The sequence below is a fragment of the Bradyrhizobium sp. WSM4872 genome, assembly GCF_055811715.1.
On the sequence record NZ_JBVVPT010000010.1, the window covers coordinates 60,778 to 77,852 of the forward strand.

Below are 17,075 nucleotides of genomic sequence, written 5' to 3' on the forward strand. Positions count from 1 at the left end.
GACCCAGCCAAACCGGTGGTGCAGCAGCGCTTCACCTCACATAGGGTGGCCAGCTCCGAAATGCCACGCCGCAAATGATTGGCGAGACCGGCGGCCTTGACACCGAGCCTTGCCGCCGCATGAGCTACGTCGGGATCGTCCCCTCATATCGGATCATGCCGTCTTCGATCGTCACCCAGCCCATCTTTTCGCTGACCCAGATGTGCTCGGTCGGCACAAACGCGTTGCGATCGTCGAAGGTCGCCAGTGCGACGCCCGCCAGCGTGCCGTTGCGCCGCCAGGCGAACAGCCGCGTGCCGCAGCGTTTGCAGAACACGCGGTCGATGTGCTCGGACGACGCATAGCGGGCGGTGTCGCCCTCGACGGTCAGCGCGCGTTGGTCGAACTGCGCGCGGGCGAAGTAGGGCGAGCCCATCGCCTTCTGACACATGCGGCAATGGCAGATGCGAACGTTGAGCGGCTCACCTTCCGCCTTGAACCGCACCGTCCCGCACAGACATCCGCCTTCTCTGATCATGACGCCCTCAGTAAGTTGCGCGCCCGCCAGAGATGTCGAACACCGCGCCGGTCGAAAACGCGCAGTCCTCGGATGCGAGCCAGCTCACCATCGCGGCGAGCTCTTCCACCAGTACGAAGCGGCCTTTTGGAATTTTCGAGAGCATGAAGTCGATATGCTGCTGCGTCATCTGGTCGAAGATCGCGGTCTTGGCCGCGGCCGGCGTCACCGCATTGACGAGGATGTCATGCGTCGCCAATTCCTTGCCGAGCGACTTGGTCAGCGCGATCAGGCCGGCCTTGGAGGCCGAATAGTGCGAGGCGTTCGGATTGCCTTCCTTGCCGGCGATCGAGGCGATGTTGACGATGCGCCCGTATTTCTGCTTGAGCATCGCGGGCACGATCGCCTTGCAGACGATGAAGGGGCCGTCGAGGTTGATGCGCAGAACTTTCCGCCATTCCTCGAGATCGGTCTCCCAGACCGGCTTGTTGACCCCGGCGACGCCGGCGTTATTGACGAGGATGTCGATCTTGCCGAAGGCGGCCAGCGTCGCGTCGCGCGCCTGCTCGACGGCCACGGTATCGGTGACGTCGACCTTGAAGACGCGGGCGTTATCGCCGATTTCCTTTGCCGTCTTCTCGGCCAGCGCGGCGTCGAAATCCCAGATCGCGACCTTGGCGCCGGAGGCGACGAAGCGCTGAACGATGGCGCGGCCGAAGCCCTGTGCGCCGCCGGTGACGATGGCGACGCGGCCGTTGAGATCGATCTTGTTCATGCTGGATGCCTTGGCGTCAGAGCATGTAGCCGCCGTCGACGACGAGGTCGACGCCGGTGGTGAACGCGCTCTCGTCACTGCCGAGATAGACCGCCATGGACGCGATCTCGTCGGCGGTGCCGAGCCGGCCCATCTTCTGGCGGGAGACGAACATCTCCTTGCCCTGCGGCCCTTGCGCTGCGGCCCGGTCGAGCATCGAAGGCGTCTCGACGGTGCCCGGGCAGATGCTGTTGCAGCGGATGCCCTTGGTGATGAAGTCGAGCGCGACCGCGCGCGTCAGCAGCGACACCGCGGCCTTCGAGGCGCTGTAGACGTAGCGGTTGGCCGGCGGCCGCAGCGCCGCGCAGGAGGAGATGTTGACGATGCTGCCGCCGCCACCCGCGAGCATGTCCGGCAGGAAGGCCCTGATGGTCCGGTGCATCGATTTGACATTGAGGTCGAACGAGAAATCGAAATCCTCTTCCGAGCATTCGAGGATGGTGCCGTGGTGCACGAAGCCGGCTGCGTTGAGCAGGATGTCGACCTTGCCGATGCGCTTGGCGAAGGCGTTGACGTCGGCGGTGTTGCGGACGTCGAGCTTGGCGACCTCGGCGATGCCTTCCTTGGTCAGGCCCGCGATGCCGCTCTCGTTGATGTCGGTGGCGATGACGGTTGCGCCTTCACGCGCGAATGCGATGGCGCATGCGCGTCCGATGCCTGCCGCTGCAGCCGTGATGACGGCGCGCTTTCCCTTGAGGCGGTCTGCCATTTTTTCTTCTCCCTTGCCTGAAAGTTCTATCGGCTCGTCATTGCGAGGAGCACTTGCGACGAAGCAATCCAGACTGTCTCCGCGGAGATATATCTGGATTGCTTCGCTGCGCTCGCAATGACGATGTCGCTGCTAGTGATTGTCCCGCGCCACACCGAAGCTGCCGGCGACGTTCTGGTAGCGCGTGGCGAGCTCCATGCAGGCGCCGGTCGACTGCTGGCCGACGGTGTTGCGATAAAGCTCCTGCCACGGCGTCTGGTTCGGCGGATGCTTGAAGCCGCCATTGGCCTTGAGCTCGGCGTGGCGCTTCTTCACCTCGTCGTCCGAGATGAGAATGTTGGCGCTGCCCTTGTTCAGATCGACGCGCACCTTGTCGCCGTTCCTGAGGATCGCGAGCCCGCCATTGGCGGCGGCTTCCGGCGAAGCATTGAGGATCGAAGGCGAGCCCGAGGTGCCCGACTGCCGGCCGTCGCCGATGCAGGGCAGGGACATGATGCCGCGTTTGATCAGCGCCGCAGGCGGCTGCATGTTCACGACCTCGGCGCCGCCGGGATAACCGATCGGGCCGGTGCCGCGGATGAACAGCACGCAGCGCTCGTCGATCTCGAGCGAGGGATCGTCGATCCGCTCGTGATAGTCCTCAGGACCCTCGAACACGACGGCGCGGCCCTCGAAGGCATTGAGATCGGTCGGATTGCTGAGGTAGCGATCACGGAATTCCTTGGAGATCACGCTGGTCTTCATGATCGCGGAATCGAACAGATTGCCCTTCAGCACCAGGAAGCCGGCGTCCTTCACCAGCGGCTTGTCGTAAGCCCAGATCACGTCGTTGTCGGGCTTTGGCGCATTGGCGCAGTTCTCGCCGATGCCGCGGCCGTTGACCGTGACAGCGTTCTCGTGGATCCGCTTGTGCTTCATCAATTCGCGCACCACGGCTGGCACGCCGCCGGCGCGGTGGAATTCCTCGCCGAGATAGAAGCCGGCCGGCTGCATGTTGACCAGCAGCGGCACGTCGTGGCCGACCTTCTGCCAGTCGTCGATCGAGAGCTCGACGCCGATGTGGCGCGCCAGCGCGTTGATGTGGATCGGCGCGTTGGTCGAGCCGCCGATTGCCGAGTTGATCACGATGCAGTTCTCGAACGCCTCGCGGGTCAGGATGTCCGAAGGCTTGAGGTCTTCCCAAACCATGTCGACGATACGCTTTCCCGTCTCGTAGGCGATCTGGCCGCGCTCGCGATAGGGAGCGGGGATCGCCGCACAGCCCGGCAGGGAGAAGCCGAGTGCTTCCGCAAGCCCGTTCATGGTGGAGGCGGTGCCCATGGTGTTGCAATGGCCGACCGAAGGCGCCGATGACGCCACAATCTCCATGAACTCTTCATAGTCGATCTCGCCGGCGGCGAGCCGCTCGCGCGACTTCCACACGATCGTGCCGGAGCCGGTGCGCTCGCCATTGTGCCAGCCGTTCAGCATCGGGCCGCCCGACAGCACGATCGCGGGCAGGTTGACGGTCGCGGCCGCCATCATGCAGGCCGGGGTGGTCTTGTCGCAGCCGGTGGTCAGCACCACGCCGTCGAGCGGATAGCCATAGAGGATTTCGACGAGGCCCAGATAAGCTAGGTTGCGGTCGAGCGCCGCGGTCGGCCGCTTGCCGGTCTCCTGGATCGGATGAGTCGGGAATTCCATCGCAATGCCGCCGGCCTCGCGGATGCCTTCCCGGACGCGATGAGCAAGCTCGATATGGTGGCGGTTGCAGGGGGAGAGGTCGTTGCCGGTCTGTGCGATGCCGATGATCGGCTTGCCGGACTGGAGCTCGGCGCGGGTGAGACCATAGTTCAAATAGCGCTCCATATAGAGCGCGGTCATGCCCGGATTATGCGGATTGTTGAACCATTCCTGCGAGCGGAGGTGGCGGCGAGCGCCGTTGCCGGCGGGGGCATGCCCATTGGTTGGTTTTTTTGTCATTGGTTTCTCCTGCAATGCAAACGCACTGGCGTCCGTTTTATGGTATCGGCTTGTGCGATGCCCAACGGCGCGAGCGACGATTTGCCTGCCCGCTGGCGGGTCGTTTCCTCACAAATCCGATACTACTCATGGCCACTTGGTAACGCTACCATTTTGTTCGCAGCGCCTGTGCCTGAAGCGGCTGGCCGGTTGTCCGACCGCCGGGCCAACGAGCTTTGCCGCTCGATCACCTTGAAGCCGAGATCGAGCACCGGGTGCTCCGGGCGCCGTCCGTCGATCGCGTCGATCAGCATGCTGGCGGCCGTGTTGCCCATCTCGTAGCGGTTGGTGCGCACGCTCGTCAAAGTCGGGACGGCGGAGGCCATGAATTCGAGATCGTTGAAGCCGACGATCGCGATCTGTTCAGGGATGGCGATCTCGCGGCGCTTGCATTCGAACAGCACACCCAGCGCGAGGTCGTCATTGGCGCAGAACACCGCGTCCATGCCGGGCTCACGCGCCAGGAGATCGGTGAACAGGGCGCCTCCGAGCGTTACCGAGGTCGGAGTCGCCGTCGTGACGACGAGGCGTTGCTCGAACAGTCCTGCGTCCTTCATGGCCGAGACGTAACCGTCGAGCCGCCGCTGCACTCGCGGATCCATCCGCGCGCCGACGAAGCCGATCTTGCGGTGACCTTGCACGAACAGATGCGCAATCGCCGCACGGGCTGCGTCATAGTGCGAAAAGCCGATCATCATGTCGATCGGATTAGGTCCGATCTCCATGATTTGCACGATCGGGCAGTCGGCGGCATCGAGCATCGCGCGCGATTCCGTGGTCTGGTCGATGCCGGTGACGATCAGCCCGGCCGGCTTCTGCGCAAGAAACAGGCGGAGCAGCTTCTCCTCCTGGAGAATACTGTAGCGTGTGTTGGACAGCTGGATCGAGTAACGGCTGTTTTCGGAGGCGTCGTAGATGCCGCGCAGCACGTCGGAGAACACGTTATTGGTCAGTGACGGGATCAAGACACCGATCACCTCTGTGCGCTGCGAGGCCAACGCGCGTGCCGCCAGGTTCGGCACATAGCCGAGCTCCCTGGCCGCGCTCTCGACCCGGGTCCGCTTGGCGATCGACAGCGCCTCGGGATTGCGGAAGAAGCGCGACGCCGTGATCGGGCTGACGCCGGCAAGCTCGGCGACTTCCGCCAGCCGGATTTTGCCTGACTTGGTGCGGTTTCGACCCATTCGCTGCTCTTAACACACTCATTGTCGCAAACAAAGGAACGTTGACAGCGCTACCAGCACGGACTAACCAAAGACAAATTGCCAAAACCGCACAAACTGCCGACAATGTCGCCCGCTAAGGTTGGGCTTCGTTCGGTGAAGTCTGAAAAAACAAGACGGTCGCGGCGCAAGAGGCGTCGTGGACTTTCGAGGAGGGAGCTAGATGTCGTCTGTGCAAATTCGCGACGTGCGGAAATCGTTCGGCAATTTTGAAGTCCTGCACGGCGTTTCGATTCCGATCGAGGACGGCCAGTTCGTCGTCCTGGTTGGCCCCTCCGGCTGCGGCAAGTCGACGCTTCTGCGCATGCTCGCCGGTCTCGAGAACATCACCTCCGGCACGATCTCGATCGGCGACCGCGTCGTCAACAATGTCCAGCCCAAGGAGCGGGACATTGCGATGGTGTTCCAGAACTACGCGCTCTATCCGCACATGACGGTCGGCGAGAACATGGGTTTCTCGATGAAGCTGCGGGGCGAGAGCACCGAAGAGATCAACAAGCGCGTCAAGCGCGCCGCCGAGATCCTGGCCCTGTCACCGCTGCTCGAACGCTATCCGCGCCAGCTTTCCGGCGGCCAGCGCCAGCGCGTCGCCATGGGCCGCGCCATCGTGCGCGATCCGCAGGTGTTCCTGTTCGACGAGCCCTTGTCGAATCTCGACGCCAAGCTGCGCGTCGCGATGCGCACCGAGATCAAAGAGCTGCACCAGCGGCTGAAGACCACGACGGTCTACGTCACCCACGATCAGATCGAGGCCATGACCATGGCCGACAAGATCGTCGTCATGCATGACGGCATCGTCGAGCAGATGGGTACGCCGCTCGAGCTCTACGACAAGCCCGAGAACCAGTTCGTCGCCGGCTTTATCGGCTCGCCGTCCATGAACTTCCTGAAGGGTCATGTGCGCGTCAACGGCGTTGCGACCTTCGAGGGGCCGAACGGCGTCAAGCTGCCGCTCAAGAACGCGCCGGCGGCGTCCGACGGGCGTCCTGTCGTTTACGGCGTGCGTCCCGAGCATTTCACCATCGCTGACGACGGTGCCGATGCCGAGATCGTCGTGGTCGAGCCGACCGGCTCGGAAACGCAGGTGTTTGCGAAGCTCGGCGGTGAGCAGGTCGTCGCGGTCTTCCGCGAACGTCACCAGTTCAACCCGGGTGACAAGGTCAAGCTGAAGCCCGATCCCTCCGTGATTCATCTGTTCGACGAGGCGACGGGCAAACGCGTGTAGCGAGGCCGAAGAACGGCCCAAGCAGAACTACCCAATACAAGACGACCCAATACAAATATAAAATTAGGGAGAGAACGATGAGCGATTTCGACAGGCGAAGTGTGCTTAAAGTCGGTCTGGGCGGCGCGGCGCTGCTGGCCGGCCCGGGTATCGTCCCGGTGCGCGCGGCGGAGTGGACCAACACGCCCGAGCCGAACGCCTCCATCCGCGTGCTGCGCTGGAAGCAGTTCATTCAGGCGGAGTTCGACAAATTCGCCGAGCAGACCAAGGCGTTCTCGGAGAAGACCGGCGTCAAGGTCAAGCTCGAGGCCGAGAGCTGGGAGGACATCCGCCCGAAAGCCGCGGTCGCCGCCAATGTCGGCGCCGGTCCCGACCTGATCATCGGCACGCTCGATGATCCCCACAAGTTCCCGGAAAAGCTCATCGACATGACTGACGTCGCCAACTATCTCGGCGCGCAATATGGCGGCTGGTATCCGGTTGCCGAACGCTATGGCAAGAAGGGCAACAGCTGGATCGCCATTCCGCAGGGCGCGACCGGCGGCTGCCTGAACTACCGCGTCAGCCACGTGAAGGCCGCCGGCTTCGATGAATTTCCCAAGGACACCGCCGGCTTCCTCAAGCTCTGCCAGGCGCTGAAGAAGAACAACACGCCGGCCGGCTTCGCGCTCGGCCACGCCACGGGTGACGCCAACGGCTGGTGCCAGTGGGCGCTGTGGGCCTTCGGCGGCAAGGTCGTCAACGACAAGAACGAGGTCGTGATCGACTCCCCGGAGACGATCGCCGCGCTCGAATACGTCAAGCAGCTCTACGAGACCTTCATCCCCGGCGTGCTGTCGTGGAACGACTCGAACAACAACAAGGCGTTCCTCAACGGCGAGCTCAGCCTGACGCTGAACGGCATCTCGATCTGGACCGTCGGCAAGAACTCGACCGATCCGAAGCAGCAGGAGATCGCCAAGGACATGAACCACGCGCCGATGCCGATCGGTCCCGTGGGCGTGTCGACCGAGCAGCAGAACGTGCTCGTCTATTACGGCTACAAGCACTCGAAGTATCCCAAGGCGGTCAAGGAATACATCAAGTTCATGATGGACAAGGCGAACTACGATGCCTGGGAGGTCTCGTCCAACGGCTACGTGTCGCCGCCGCTTCCGGCCTACAACGACAACCCGGTGTGGACGTCGGATCCGAAGATCACGCCGTATCGCGACTGCCTAAAGCGTTGCCGCGATAACGGCTATGCCGGCGATCTCGGCTATGCCTCGGCCGCCGTGATGGGCGATTTCGTCGTCGTCGACATGTTCGCGGAAGCCGCGTCGGGCTCCGTGACGCCGAAGGCGGCAGCCGCACGCGCAGCCGAGCGCGCCAAGCGCTACTACCAGGTCTGATCAGCTCCATTCTGCGCGGCGTCCGGTTCGCCGGACGCCGCGACTTTTCGTCGAGGGGAATCCGACATGGCAGTTATGGCCGAGTCCGCAGTCGCGCAGGTCAAGCGCCCCAGCTTGTGGACCAGAGCATTCGAAAGCCGGCATTTTCTCGGCGCGATGTTCATGGTGCCGGCAATCGCGATCCTTATCCTGTTTCTGGCTTACCCGCTGGCGCTGGGCTTCTGGCTCGGCATGACCGACACCAAGATCGGTGGCGCCGGGCGCTACATCGGCTTCCAGAATTTCGTCTCGCTCTCGAAGGACTCGGTGTTCTGGCTGTCGGTGTTCAACACCATCTTCTACACGGTCGCCGCCAGCGCGGTGAAATTCGCCATCGGACTCTACCTGGCGCTGCTGCTCAACGAGCGGCTGCCGTTCAAGTCGATGGTCCGCGCCATCGTCCTGTTGCCCTTCGTCGTGCCCACGGTGCTCTCTGCGATCGCGTTCTGGTGGATCTATGACAGCCAGTTCTCGATCATCTCCTGGGTGTTGATCAAGGCCGGCCTGATCACACGCTATATCGACTTCCTCGGCGATCCCTGGAATGCGCGCTGGTCGGTCGTCGCCGCCAATATCTGGCGCGGCGTGCCCTTCGTGGCGATCACGCTGCTGGCGGGACTTCAGACCATCTCGCCCTCGCTCTATGAGGCCGCCAATCTCGACGGCGCCACCAATCTGCAGCGATTCCGTCACATCACGCTGCCGATGCTGTCGCCGATCATCGCGGTGGTGATGACGTTCTCGGTGCTGATGACCTTCACTGACTTCCAGCTCATCTACACCATCACGCGGGGTGGGCCGATCAACGCCACCCATCTCATGGCGACGCTGTCGTTCCAGCGCGCCATCACCGGCGGCAACCTGGGTGAGGGCGCGGCGATCTCGAACGCGATGATTCCGTTCCTGGTCGCGGCGATCCTGCTCAGCTTTTTCGGGCTTCAGCGTTCCCGCTGGCAGCAGGGCGGGAGGGACTGACCATGACCACGGCAGACGACCAAAGCGTCGGAATGGACTACCTCGAGAGCTTCCCCCGGAAGTTTTTTCGGGTCTACCTTCCGCTCGGCCTGATCATCTTCTTCCTGCTGTTCCCGTTCTACTGGATGGCGGTCGCGACGTTCAAGCCGGACGCGGAGATGTACGACTACGAAAAGTACAATCCGTTCTGGATCGTGCATCCGACGCTGGAGCACATCAAGAAGCTGTTCTTCGACACCGACTATCCGCTCTGGATGTGGAACACCGTGATCGTCTCGGTGTCCTCGACCTTCATCTCCCTGTTCGCCAGCGTCTGCGCTGCCTACGCGATCGAGCGCCTGCGCTACAAGGGATCGCGCTATGTCGGCCTTGCGATCTTCCTCGGCTATCTCGTGCCGCCCTCGATCCTGTTCATCCCGCTGGCGGCGATCGTGTTTCAGCTCGGCCTGTTCGACGGCAATCTGGCCCTGATCCTGACCTATCCGACCTTCCTGATCCCGTTCTGCACTTGGCTCCTGATGGGTTATTTCCGCACCATCCCCTATGAGCTGGAGGAATGTGCGCTGATCGACGGGGCGACGCGGCTGCAGATTCTGATGAAGATCACGCTGCCGCTTTCGCTGCCGGGCGTGATCTCGGCGGGCATCTTCGCCTTCACGTTGTCCTGGAACGAGTTCATCTACGCGCTGACCTTCATCTCCTCGTCCGAGAACAAGACGATCCCCGTCGGCGCGATCACCGAGCTCGTCAATGGCGACGTCTATCATTGGGGCGCGCTGATGGCGGCGGCTCTGACCGGCTCGGTCCCGGTAGTTATCCTTTATTCCTTCTTCGTGGAGTACTATGTGTCGGCGATGACCGGCGCCGTGAAGGAATGATCGCGGGGCCTGCCTTGAGAGCACGCCAGGACGAATCGCCGAAACCGGCGCGTTCCGGCCAATAAAAAGGAGTAGGCTCTTGCACATTCTGGTTCTGGGCGCCGCCGGCATGGTCGGCCGCAAACTCTGTGAACGGCTGCTGCGCGACGGCCGGCTCGGCAAGAGCGACATCACCAAGCTGACCATGCATGACGTGGTCGAGCCGAAGGCGCCGGAAAAAGCCGGTTTTGCCGTCGAGACCATGTCGAGCGATTTCGCCGTGCCGGGTGCGGCCGAAAAGCTGATCGCCGGCCGTCCGGACGTGATCTTTCATCTCGCCGCGATCGTCTCGGGCGAAGCCGAGCTCGATTTCGACAAGGGCTACCGCATCAATCTCGACGGCACGCGGATGCTGCTCGATGCCGTCAGGCTCGCCGGCGGCGGCTACAAGCCGCGCGTGGTCTTCACGTCCTCGATCGCGGTGTTCGGCGCGCCGTTCCCCGATGCGATCGGCGACGAGTTCTTCCACACGCCGCTTCTGAGCTACGGTACGCAGAAGGCGATCGGCGAATTGCTGCTGGCCGACTATTCCCGCCGCGGTTTCCTCGACGGCATCGGCATTCGCCTGCCGACCATCTGCATCAGGCCCGGCCTGCCCAACAAGGCGGCATCGGGCTTCTTTTCCAACATCCTGCGCGAGCCGCTGGCCGGCAAGGAAGCGGTCCTTCCCGTGTCCGAGGACGTCCGCCATTGGCATGCCACGCCGCGCTCCGCCGTCGGCTTCCTGCTGCATGCAGGCACCATGGACCTGGCCGCAGTGGGGCCGCGCCGTAATTTGACCATGCCGGGCCTGTCGGCGACGGTTGGCGAGCAGATCGCTGCGCTGAAGCGCGTCGCCGGCGACAAGGTCGCCGCCCGCATCAAGCGGGAGCCGGATCCCTTCATCGTCGGCATCGTCGGCGGCTGGCCGCGCAACTTCAATGCAAAGCGGTCGCTCGAGCTCGGCTTCACCACCGCCGAGAAGACTTTCGACGACATCATCCGCATTCACATCGAAGACGAGCTCGGCGGCAATTTCGTCGCCTGATCCCTGACTGAGCGGGTAAAGTGATGGCGAGCGTTGCTTGCATCGGCGAATGCATGGTCGAGCTCCGGCAGGCCCAGGGTGGACAATCCGCCGGACATTCCAGCGGGCAGGGTGGTGGCCTCTACTCGCGTGGATTCGGCGGCGACACTCTCAACACGGCCGTGTACCTCGCGCGGCTCGAGGTCAAAGTCGATTATTTTACCGCGCTTGGCGACGATGCCCTGAGCGATGAGATGATCGCGGCCTGGACTGCGGAGGGCGTCGGCTCGAGGCGCGTCGCGCGCCTGCCCGGCAAGCTGCCCGGCCTCTACATGATCCAGCTGGATGCGAAGGGCGAGCGCCAGTTCTTCCACTGGCGCGACAGTGCGGCGGCGCGCCAGCTGATGAATCTGCCGGAGACGGACGATCTCCTCAACTCCCTGATGAGCTACGACATCGTCTATCTCTCTGCGATCACGCTCTCGATCTACGACGCGGCCGGGCGCGAGCGGCTGTTCGCGGCGATCAAGCGCGCGCGCCTGCTCGGCACCCGCTTCGTGTTCGACACCAATTTTCGTGCGCGCGGATGGCCGGATCGCGACGTCGCGCGCGAGGTGTTTTCAGCGGCCTTCGCGACCGCCGACATCGTGCTGACCTCGACCGAGGATCTGCTCGCCCTTTATCCCGGCGAGAGCCACGAGCAGTTGATGGCGCGCATCCCGAGCCCCGAGCTCGTATTCCGGCTCGCCGAGCCGGTCAGCCTGCTGCGTTTTCCCGGGGGGCCCTACGAGGTCCGCGCCGAGCCCATGACCAAGCCCGTGGTCGACACCACCGCGGCCGGCGACAGCTTTGCGGCGGCCTATATCGCTGCACGGCTCGCCGGTTCCGACCCGGTCGAGGCCGCCCAGGCCGGGCACCGCCTCGCCAGCCTCGTGATCTGCTATTCCGGCGCCATCATTCCGGGCTATGCCATGCCGCCGAAGAAACGGCACCGGCCGGCGACGACGCGTCAAGTGACCAAGTGAAACGAAAGCCAAGATGACCACGACTGCCCAGCAGAACCACCTCGCCGCGCTGTTCAAGGCCGCGACCGTCATTCCCGTCCTCACCATCGAGCGGATTCAGGATGCGGTGCCGCTGGCGCGTGCGCTGGTGGCCGGCGGCGTCCGCACCCTGGAGGTGACCATGCGGACCCCTGTTGCGATTGAGGCGGCGAGGGCGATGATGGCCGAGGTGCCCGAGGCGGTGGTTGGCATCGGCACGATTCTCAATCCGGCCGACTTTACGCGTGTCGAGAAGCTCGGCGTTGCGTTCGGCATCAGCCCGGGCTTGACCCCGGACCTGTTGAAGGCCGCCACCCATAGCTCCTTGCCGTTTGCGCCGGGTATCGCCACGGCGTCGGAGCTGATGATGGCGCTGTCCTACGGCTTCGACGTCGCAAAATTTTTCCCGGCCGAGCAGGCCGGCGGCATCAAGGGGCTGCGCTCGCTGGGTGGACCGTTCCCGAACGTGCGGTTCTGCCCGACCGGTGGGGTCGGCGAGGCCAATGCGGCAACCTGGCTCGCGGAGCCCAATGTGGTCGCGGTCGGCGGTTCCTGGCTGTGCCCGGCGGCGGAGATCAGGGCCGGGAACTGGGCCGGCATAACTGCCATCTGCCAGCGCACCCTCCAGGCCCTTAAACCCGCGTGAAGTCTTGCCATCGCTGGGCTAAGACTTAGGTCAGCAAGAGACCGCCAGGGAGAAAGACCATGACCGCCAGCATCGTCGGATGGGCGCATACGCCGTTCGGCAAGTTCGACACCGAGACCGTGGAAAGCCTTGTGGTGAAGGTCGCCAATGAGGCGCTGGCGGATGCCGGCATTTCGGCCGGCGATGTCGACGAGATCGTGCTCGGCCATTTCAACGCCGGCTTCTCGCCCCAGGATTTTACCGCCTCGCTGGTGCTCCAGGCCGACCCGCAGCTGCGCTTCAAGCCGGCGACCCGGGTGGAGAACGCCTGCGCCACCGGCTCCGCCGCCGTCCATCAGGGCGTGCGCGCGATCGCGGCCGGCGCGGCCAGGATTGTCCTCGTTGTCGGCGTCGAACAGATGACGCGCACGCCGGGGCCGGAGATCGGCAAGAACCTGCTCAAGGCGTCCTATCTGCCCGAGGACGGCGACACCGTCGGCGGCTTCGCCGGCGTGTTCGGCAAGATCGCCAGCTCCTATTTCCAGAAATACGGCGACCAGTCCGATGCACTGGCGCTGATCGCGGCCAAGAACCACAAGAACGGTGTCGCCAATCCATTCGCCCAGATGCGCAAGGACTTCGGCTTCGACTTCTGTCGCGCCGAGAGTGAGAAGAACCCCTACGTTGCCGGCCCCCTGAAGCGCACCGACTGCTCGCTGGTCTCGGACGGTGCCGCTGCCCTGGTGCTGGCCGACGCGGAAACCGCCAAGGGCATGAGCAAGTCGATCGGCTTCCGCGCCACTGCGCACGCCCAGGATTTCCTGCCGATGTCCAAGCGCGACATCCTCCAGTTCGAGGGCTGCACGGTCGCCTGGCAGCGCGCGCTGGAGAAGGCGGGTGTTGCGCTCAGCGATCTCTCTTTCGTGGAGACCCATGACTGCTTCACTGTCGCCGAGCTGATCGAGTACGAAGCGATGGGGCTGACGCCGAGGGGGCAGGGCGCCCGCGCCATCAAGGAAGGCTGGACGCTCAAGGAGGGCAAGCTGCCGGTCAATCCGTCCGGTGGCCTGAAGGCCAAGGGCCATCCGATCGGCGCCACCGGCGTCTCCATGCACGTGATGACCGCGATGCAGCTCGCCGGCCAAGCGCCCGAGGGCATGCAGCTCAAGAACGCCAAACTCGGTGGCATCTTCAACATGGGCGGTGCGGCGGTTGCCAACTACGTCTCCGTGCTGGAGCCGCTGAAGTAAGGCTGCACGGTGAGCAAGGCGCGAAGCGCTGTGCCCACCTTCTTAATCTTGCGCTAGATCATGGTGGGCCCGCCGGGGGCCCTTAAAGCTCTTGATCGATTTGCAGGGGATGCATCATGAGCAATGACTACGAAGATTCGCTGTCGATGGACGCTCTCAACGATCGCATCGCGATTCTCGAGGACAATATCCGTCAGCTCATCGAGCAGGCCGCGGCCGCCTCGGGTGAGCAGAACGAGTCGCGGATCGCGGACCGCATCAACCAGCAGAACGAGGAGCTCGACCGTCTCCTCAAGGTGCGCGAATCCCGTCAGAAGAAATAGCGGCCTTTCGCCGCCGGCGCATGCGGCCATACGCCGGCCGCCCTTGCGCAGGCGCCGCCGCTGCCGTTAGCTGGACCGAAATCGCAGGGCTCATCTGAGCCCGCGCAATCGGGAGCGAACGATGGGGCCGCTGAAGGGCATCAAGGTCGTCGACATGACCACCGTGCTGATGGGTCCCTATGCGACCCAGATGCTCGGCGACTACGGCGCAGACGTCATCAAGGTGGAGTCGCTGGACGGCGACGTCACGCGCCTGATTGGCCCGATGCGGCACGCGGGCATGGGCCCGGTGTTCCTCAACACCAACCGCAGCAAGCGCTCGATCTGCCTCGACCTGAAAAAGCCCGCCGGCCGCGAGGCCGTGCTGCGCTTGCTGAAAGATGCCGACGTTCTCGTCTACAACGTCCGCCCGCAGGCGATGGCGCGGCTTCAACTCGGCTATGACGTTGTTTCCGAGATCAATCCGCGGCTGGTCTATGCCGGCGTGTTCGGCTTCGGCCAGGACGGGCCGTATGCCGCAAAGCCCGCCTATGACGATCTGATCCAGGGCGCCACCGCGCTGCCGGCCTTGATGGCGCAGACCGGTGACGGTGTGCCGCGCTATGTGCCGAACGCGCTGGTCGACCGCATCGTCGGCCTGACCGCCGTCGGCGCGATCTGCGCCAGCCTCGTGCACCGCGACCGCACCGGACGCGGCCAGCGCGTGGACATCCCGATGTTCGAGACCATGGCCGGCTTCGTCATGGGCGACCACATGGGCGGGCTCACCTACGAGCCCCCGCTCGACAAGGGCGGTTACGCCCGCCACCTCTCGCGCGACCGTCGGCCCTACAAGACGTCGGACGGCTATCTCAGCGTCATCGTCTACAACGACAAGCAGTGGGAGAATTTTTTCAAAGCGACGGGACGCGAGGATCTGCGCGCCGATCCGAAATTCGCGACATTCGCCGGCCGCGCCGCCAATATCGACATCGTCTATGCCGAACTCGCGCGCATCTTCGAGACGCGCAGCACCGAGGAATGGATCGACCTGCTGACCAAGGCGGACGTGCCTGTGATGCCGATGCACGACCTCGCGTCGATGCTGCACGATGAGCATCTGGAGGCGACCAACTTTTTCCCGGTGGTGAACCATCCAACCGAAGGGCCGATCCGAAGCATGAGGGTGACAGCGACCTGGTCCGAGACCGAGGCCGAACCGGTGCGGCTTGCCCCGCAGCTCAACGAGCACGGCGCGGAAATCCTGCGTGAGGTCGGCTATTCCGCCGACGAGATCGACGCCATGGTCCGCGATGGCGTCACCCGTTCGCCGCCCCGGAATGACGATGCACTGGTGCGCCCATGAGCTTCATCACCGGCGTCGGCCTCACATCTTTCGGCAAGCACGAAGGCTTATCGTCGCTCGACTTGATGAGCAAGGCCGCGCAGTCCGCGCTCGACGATGCCGGGCTCAAGCGCGCCGAGATCGACGGCATCCTCTGCGGTTATTCCACCGTATCGCCGCACATCATGCTGGCGACCGTCTTTGCCGAACATTTTGGCATCCGGCCCGCTTACGCCCATGCCGTCCAGGTCGGCGGCGCGACCGGGCTCGCGATGACCATGCTCGCCCATCATCTCGTGGAAGCAGGCGTCGCCCGCAATGTGCTCGTCGTCGCCGGCGAGAACCGCCTCACCGGGCAGAGCCGCGATGCCTCGATCCAGGCGCTGGCACAGGTCGGCCATCCCGATTACGAGGTGCCGCTCGGACCGACCATTCCCGCCTACTACGGCCTGGTCGCGAACAGGTACGTGCACGAATACGGCGTGACGGAAGAAGACCTCGCCGAATTCGCGGTACTGATGCGCGCTCATGCCTGCACCCATCCCGGCGCGCAATTCCGCGATTCCATCACTGTTTCCGACGTCATGGCTTCCAAACCGGTGGCGATGCCGCTGAAGCTGCTCGATTGCTGTCCGGTCTCCGACGGCGGCGCGGCTTTCGTGATCAGCCGCGAGCGGACGGGAGAGGCCGGCGTGCGCATTCGCGGCTGTGCCCAGGCCCACACCCATCAGCACGTCACTGCAGCGCCCGCCCTGAGCGAACTCGGCGCCGAGATCTCCGTCGGCCGCGCCAAGGACGCGACCGGCCTTGCGATCTCCGACGTGCGCTACGCCGCGATCTATGACAGCTTTACGATCACGCTCGCGATGCTGCTGGAAGACCTCGGTCTCGCTGGCCGCGGCGAGGCAGCCGCGCGCGTGCGCGCCGGCCATTTCAGCCGAGACGGCGCGATGCCGCTGAACACCCATGGCGGCCTGCTCAGCTACGGTCATTGCGGCGTCGGCGGCGCCATGGCGCATCTGGTGGAAACGCATCTGCAGATGACGGGGCGGGCGGCGGATCGTCAGGTGCGCGACGCTTCGATCGCGCTGCTGCACGGGGATGGCGGCGTGCTGTCGTCCCACGTGACCATGTTCCTGGAGCGGGTGCGATGAGCGAGCGAATCGCGGATTGGACCCAAGGTGAGCAGGTCATCACCTTTCAGACCTGCACCTCATGCAAACATGTGCAGTATTTCCACCGCGCCTTCTGCGCGGCCTGCGGCGCGTCCGATCCGCGCGAGCAGCGCGCCAGCGGCAAGGGCAAGGTCTACGCGGCATCGCTGGTCTGCCGCGCCGCGACGCCTGAGACGCGGTCCCACGTGCCCTACAACATCCTGCTGGTCGATTGCGCCGAGGGTTTTCGCATGATGGCGCATGGTGAGAATGATCTCGCCATCGGCGATGAGGTCAGTGCGAGCTTCAAACTGTTCGCTGGGAAGATTGTGCCGTTTTTCACGAAGAGATCATAGTGGGATTCGTCATTCGGGGGCGGTCCTGAGAGACCGAGCCTGGAACGGGAATTCTGGGCCTGGCTTGTGCGAGGGCCACCCCGGAATGACGAAAACTCTTACGCGACTCTTAACTAACGCCCGTAGAACAAGATGCTGGCGATGACGAGCATCGCCATCACCGCCAGCATATGCGCGAACGCTTCCGAGGCCGCCCCCTTGGTG

The 17,075-nt window shown here is 64.0% G+C and carries 17 protein-coding genes; 12 read left to right on the forward strand and 5 right to left on the reverse strand.

Annotated elements, in window-relative coordinates; genetic code table 11:
• Nucleotides 1-124: 124 nt before the first annotated feature.
• From AC0L3C_RS16230 to gntR, 5 genes are all read right to left on the reverse strand, one after another.
• On the reverse strand, nucleotides 125-517 hold the full coding sequence (locus tag AC0L3C_RS16230) for a GFA family protein (RefSeq protein ID WP_473408455.1): 393 nt from the start codon (nucleotides 515-517) through the stop codon (nucleotides 125-127).
• A gap of 7 nt (nucleotides 518-524) precedes the next feature.
• On the reverse strand, nucleotides 525-1,271 hold the full coding sequence (locus AC0L3C_RS16235; RefSeq protein ID WP_473257512.1) for an SDR family NAD(P)-dependent oxidoreductase: 747 nt from the start codon (nucleotides 1,269-1,271) through the stop codon (nucleotides 525-527).
• 16 nt (nucleotides 1,272-1,287) lie between these two features.
• Nucleotides 1,288-2,019, reverse strand: a complete 732-nt coding sequence (locus AC0L3C_RS16240; protein ID WP_473257510.1) for an SDR family oxidoreductase — start codon at nucleotides 2,017-2,019, stop codon at nucleotides 1,288-1,290.
• A 132-nt stretch (nucleotides 2,020-2,151) separates the two neighbouring features.
• Nucleotides 2,152-3,981: an IlvD/Edd family dehydratase gene (locus tag AC0L3C_RS16245; protein ID WP_473408456.1), complete on the reverse strand. Its 1,830-nt coding sequence runs from the start codon at nucleotides 3,979-3,981 to the stop codon at nucleotides 2,152-2,154.
• A gap of 122 nt (nucleotides 3,982-4,103) precedes the next feature.
• Entirely contained in the window at nucleotides 4,104-5,204 is a 1,101-nt protein-coding gene (gntR, locus tag AC0L3C_RS16250; protein WP_473408457.1) for an HTH-type transcriptional regulator GntR, read from the reverse strand.
• A 202-nt stretch (nucleotides 5,205-5,406) separates the two neighbouring features.
• On the opposite strand from gntR, the gene AC0L3C_RS16255 reads away from it, so the two are divergent.
• From AC0L3C_RS16255 to AC0L3C_RS16310, 12 genes are all read left to right on the forward strand, one after another.
• Complete coding sequence (locus AC0L3C_RS16255; RefSeq protein ID WP_473257504.1) at nucleotides 5,407-6,468, forward strand: ABC transporter ATP-binding protein; 1,062 nt, start codon at nucleotides 5,407-5,409, stop codon at nucleotides 6,466-6,468.
• 77 nt (nucleotides 6,469-6,545) lie between these two features.
• Complete coding sequence (locus AC0L3C_RS16260) at nucleotides 6,546-7,859, forward strand: ABC transporter substrate-binding protein (protein ID WP_473257501.1); 1,314 nt, start codon at nucleotides 6,546-6,548, stop codon at nucleotides 7,857-7,859.
• 66 nt (nucleotides 7,860-7,925) lie between these two features.
• The gene (locus AC0L3C_RS16265; protein ID WP_473257499.1) at nucleotides 7,926-8,873 is read left to right on the forward strand and encodes a carbohydrate ABC transporter permease; all 948 of its coding nucleotides are present in this window, start codon (nucleotides 7,926-7,928) and stop codon (nucleotides 8,871-8,873) included.
• 2 nt (nucleotides 8,874-8,875) lie between these two features.
• Nucleotides 8,876-9,751 (forward strand): carbohydrate ABC transporter permease, encoded by an 876-nt coding sequence (locus AC0L3C_RS16270; RefSeq protein ID WP_007592322.1) that lies wholly within the window; start codon nucleotides 8,876-8,878, stop codon nucleotides 9,749-9,751.
• Between the two features lie 79 nt (nucleotides 9,752-9,830).
• Nucleotides 9,831-10,817, forward strand: coding sequence for a D-erythronate dehydrogenase (denD, locus tag AC0L3C_RS16275; RefSeq protein WP_473278356.1), 987 nt, complete (start codon nucleotides 9,831-9,833; stop codon nucleotides 10,815-10,817).
• A gap of 23 nt (nucleotides 10,818-10,840) precedes the next feature.
• Nucleotides 10,841-11,821 (forward strand): sugar kinase, encoded by a 981-nt coding sequence (locus AC0L3C_RS16280; protein WP_473408458.1) that lies wholly within the window; start codon nucleotides 10,841-10,843, stop codon nucleotides 11,819-11,821.
• Nucleotides 11,822-11,834: 13 nt separating this feature from the next.
• Nucleotides 11,835-12,485 (forward strand): bifunctional 4-hydroxy-2-oxoglutarate aldolase/2-dehydro-3-deoxy-phosphogluconate aldolase, encoded by a 651-nt coding sequence (eda, locus tag AC0L3C_RS16285; RefSeq protein ID WP_473257489.1) that lies wholly within the window; start codon nucleotides 11,835-11,837, stop codon nucleotides 12,483-12,485.
• 59 nt (nucleotides 12,486-12,544) lie between these two features.
• Entirely contained in the window at nucleotides 12,545-13,714 is a 1,170-nt protein-coding gene (locus AC0L3C_RS16290) for an acetyl-CoA acetyltransferase (protein WP_473408459.1), read from the forward strand.
• 116 nt (nucleotides 13,715-13,830) lie between these two features.
• Complete coding sequence (locus AC0L3C_RS16295) at nucleotides 13,831-14,037, forward strand: hypothetical protein (protein ID WP_007592312.1); 207 nt, start codon at nucleotides 13,831-13,833, stop codon at nucleotides 14,035-14,037.
• A 121-nt stretch (nucleotides 14,038-14,158) separates the two neighbouring features.
• Nucleotides 14,159-15,382 carry a CaiB/BaiF CoA transferase family protein gene (locus AC0L3C_RS16300; protein WP_473408460.1) on the forward strand — a complete coding sequence of 408 codons (1,224 nt, stop codon included), beginning with the start codon at nucleotides 14,159-14,161 and terminating at the stop codon, nucleotides 15,380-15,382.
• Nucleotides 15,379-16,515: a thiolase family protein gene (locus AC0L3C_RS16305; protein ID WP_473408461.1), complete on the forward strand. Its 1,137-nt coding sequence runs from the start codon at nucleotides 15,379-15,381 to the stop codon at nucleotides 16,513-16,515. Before AC0L3C_RS16300 ends, AC0L3C_RS16305 begins: the two co-directional genes overlap by 4 nt.
• The gene (locus tag AC0L3C_RS16310) at nucleotides 16,512-16,871 is read left to right on the forward strand and encodes a Zn-ribbon domain-containing OB-fold protein (protein ID WP_473408462.1); all 360 of its coding nucleotides are present in this window, start codon (nucleotides 16,512-16,514) and stop codon (nucleotides 16,869-16,871) included. The genes AC0L3C_RS16305 and AC0L3C_RS16310 overlap by 4 nt, the downstream gene beginning before the upstream one ends.
• The last annotated feature ends 204 nt before the right edge of the window (nucleotides 16,872-17,075 follow it).

Bases quoted from the DNA above. Each gene is read 5' to 3' on its own strand.
- AC0L3C_RS16230 (WP_473408455.1), bottom strand. From the start codon at position 517: ATGATCAGAGAAGGCGGATGTCTGTGCGGGACGGTGCGGTTCAAGGCG.
- eda (WP_473257489.1), top strand. From the start codon at position 11,835: ATGACCACGACTGCCCAGCAGAACCACCTCGCCGCGCTGTTCAAGGCC.
- AC0L3C_RS16310 (WP_473408462.1), top strand. From the start codon at position 16,512: ATGAGCGAGCGAATCGCGGATTGGACCCAAGGTGAGCAGGTCATCACC.
- AC0L3C_RS16255 (WP_473257504.1), top strand. From the start codon at position 5,407: ATGTCGTCTGTGCAAATTCGCGACGTGCGGAAATCGTTCGGCAATTTT.
- AC0L3C_RS16245 (WP_473408456.1), bottom strand. From the start codon at position 3,981: ATGACAAAAAAACCAACCAATGGGCATGCCCCCGCCGGCAACGGCGCT.
- AC0L3C_RS16300 (WP_473408460.1), top strand. From the start codon at position 14,159: ATGGGGCCGCTGAAGGGCATCAAGGTCGTCGACATGACCACCGTGCTG.
- AC0L3C_RS16265 (WP_473257499.1), top strand. From the start codon at position 7,926: ATGGCAGTTATGGCCGAGTCCGCAGTCGCGCAGGTCAAGCGCCCCAGC.
- AC0L3C_RS16295 (WP_007592312.1), top strand. From the start codon at position 13,831: ATGAGCAATGACTACGAAGATTCGCTGTCGATGGACGCTCTCAACGAT.
- AC0L3C_RS16270 (WP_007592322.1), top strand. From the start codon at position 8,876: ATGACCACGGCAGACGACCAAAGCGTCGGAATGGACTACCTCGAGAGC.
- AC0L3C_RS16280 (WP_473408458.1), top strand. From the start codon at position 10,841: ATGGCGAGCGTTGCTTGCATCGGCGAATGCATGGTCGAGCTCCGGCAG.
- AC0L3C_RS16240 (WP_473257510.1), bottom strand. From the start codon at position 2,019: ATGGCAGACCGCCTCAAGGGAAAGCGCGCCGTCATCACGGCTGCAGCG.
- AC0L3C_RS16260 (WP_473257501.1), top strand. From the start codon at position 6,546: ATGAGCGATTTCGACAGGCGAAGTGTGCTTAAAGTCGGTCTGGGCGGC.
- AC0L3C_RS16305 (WP_473408461.1), top strand. From the start codon at position 15,379: ATGAGCTTCATCACCGGCGTCGGCCTCACATCTTTCGGCAAGCACGAA.
- gntR (WP_473408457.1), bottom strand. From the start codon at position 5,204: ATGGGTCGAAACCGCACCAAGTCAGGCAAAATCCGGCTGGCGGAAGTC.
- AC0L3C_RS16235 (WP_473257512.1), bottom strand. From the start codon at position 1,271: ATGAACAAGATCGATCTCAACGGCCGCGTCGCCATCGTCACCGGCGGC.
- AC0L3C_RS16290 (WP_473408459.1), top strand. From the start codon at position 12,545: ATGACCGCCAGCATCGTCGGATGGGCGCATACGCCGTTCGGCAAGTTC.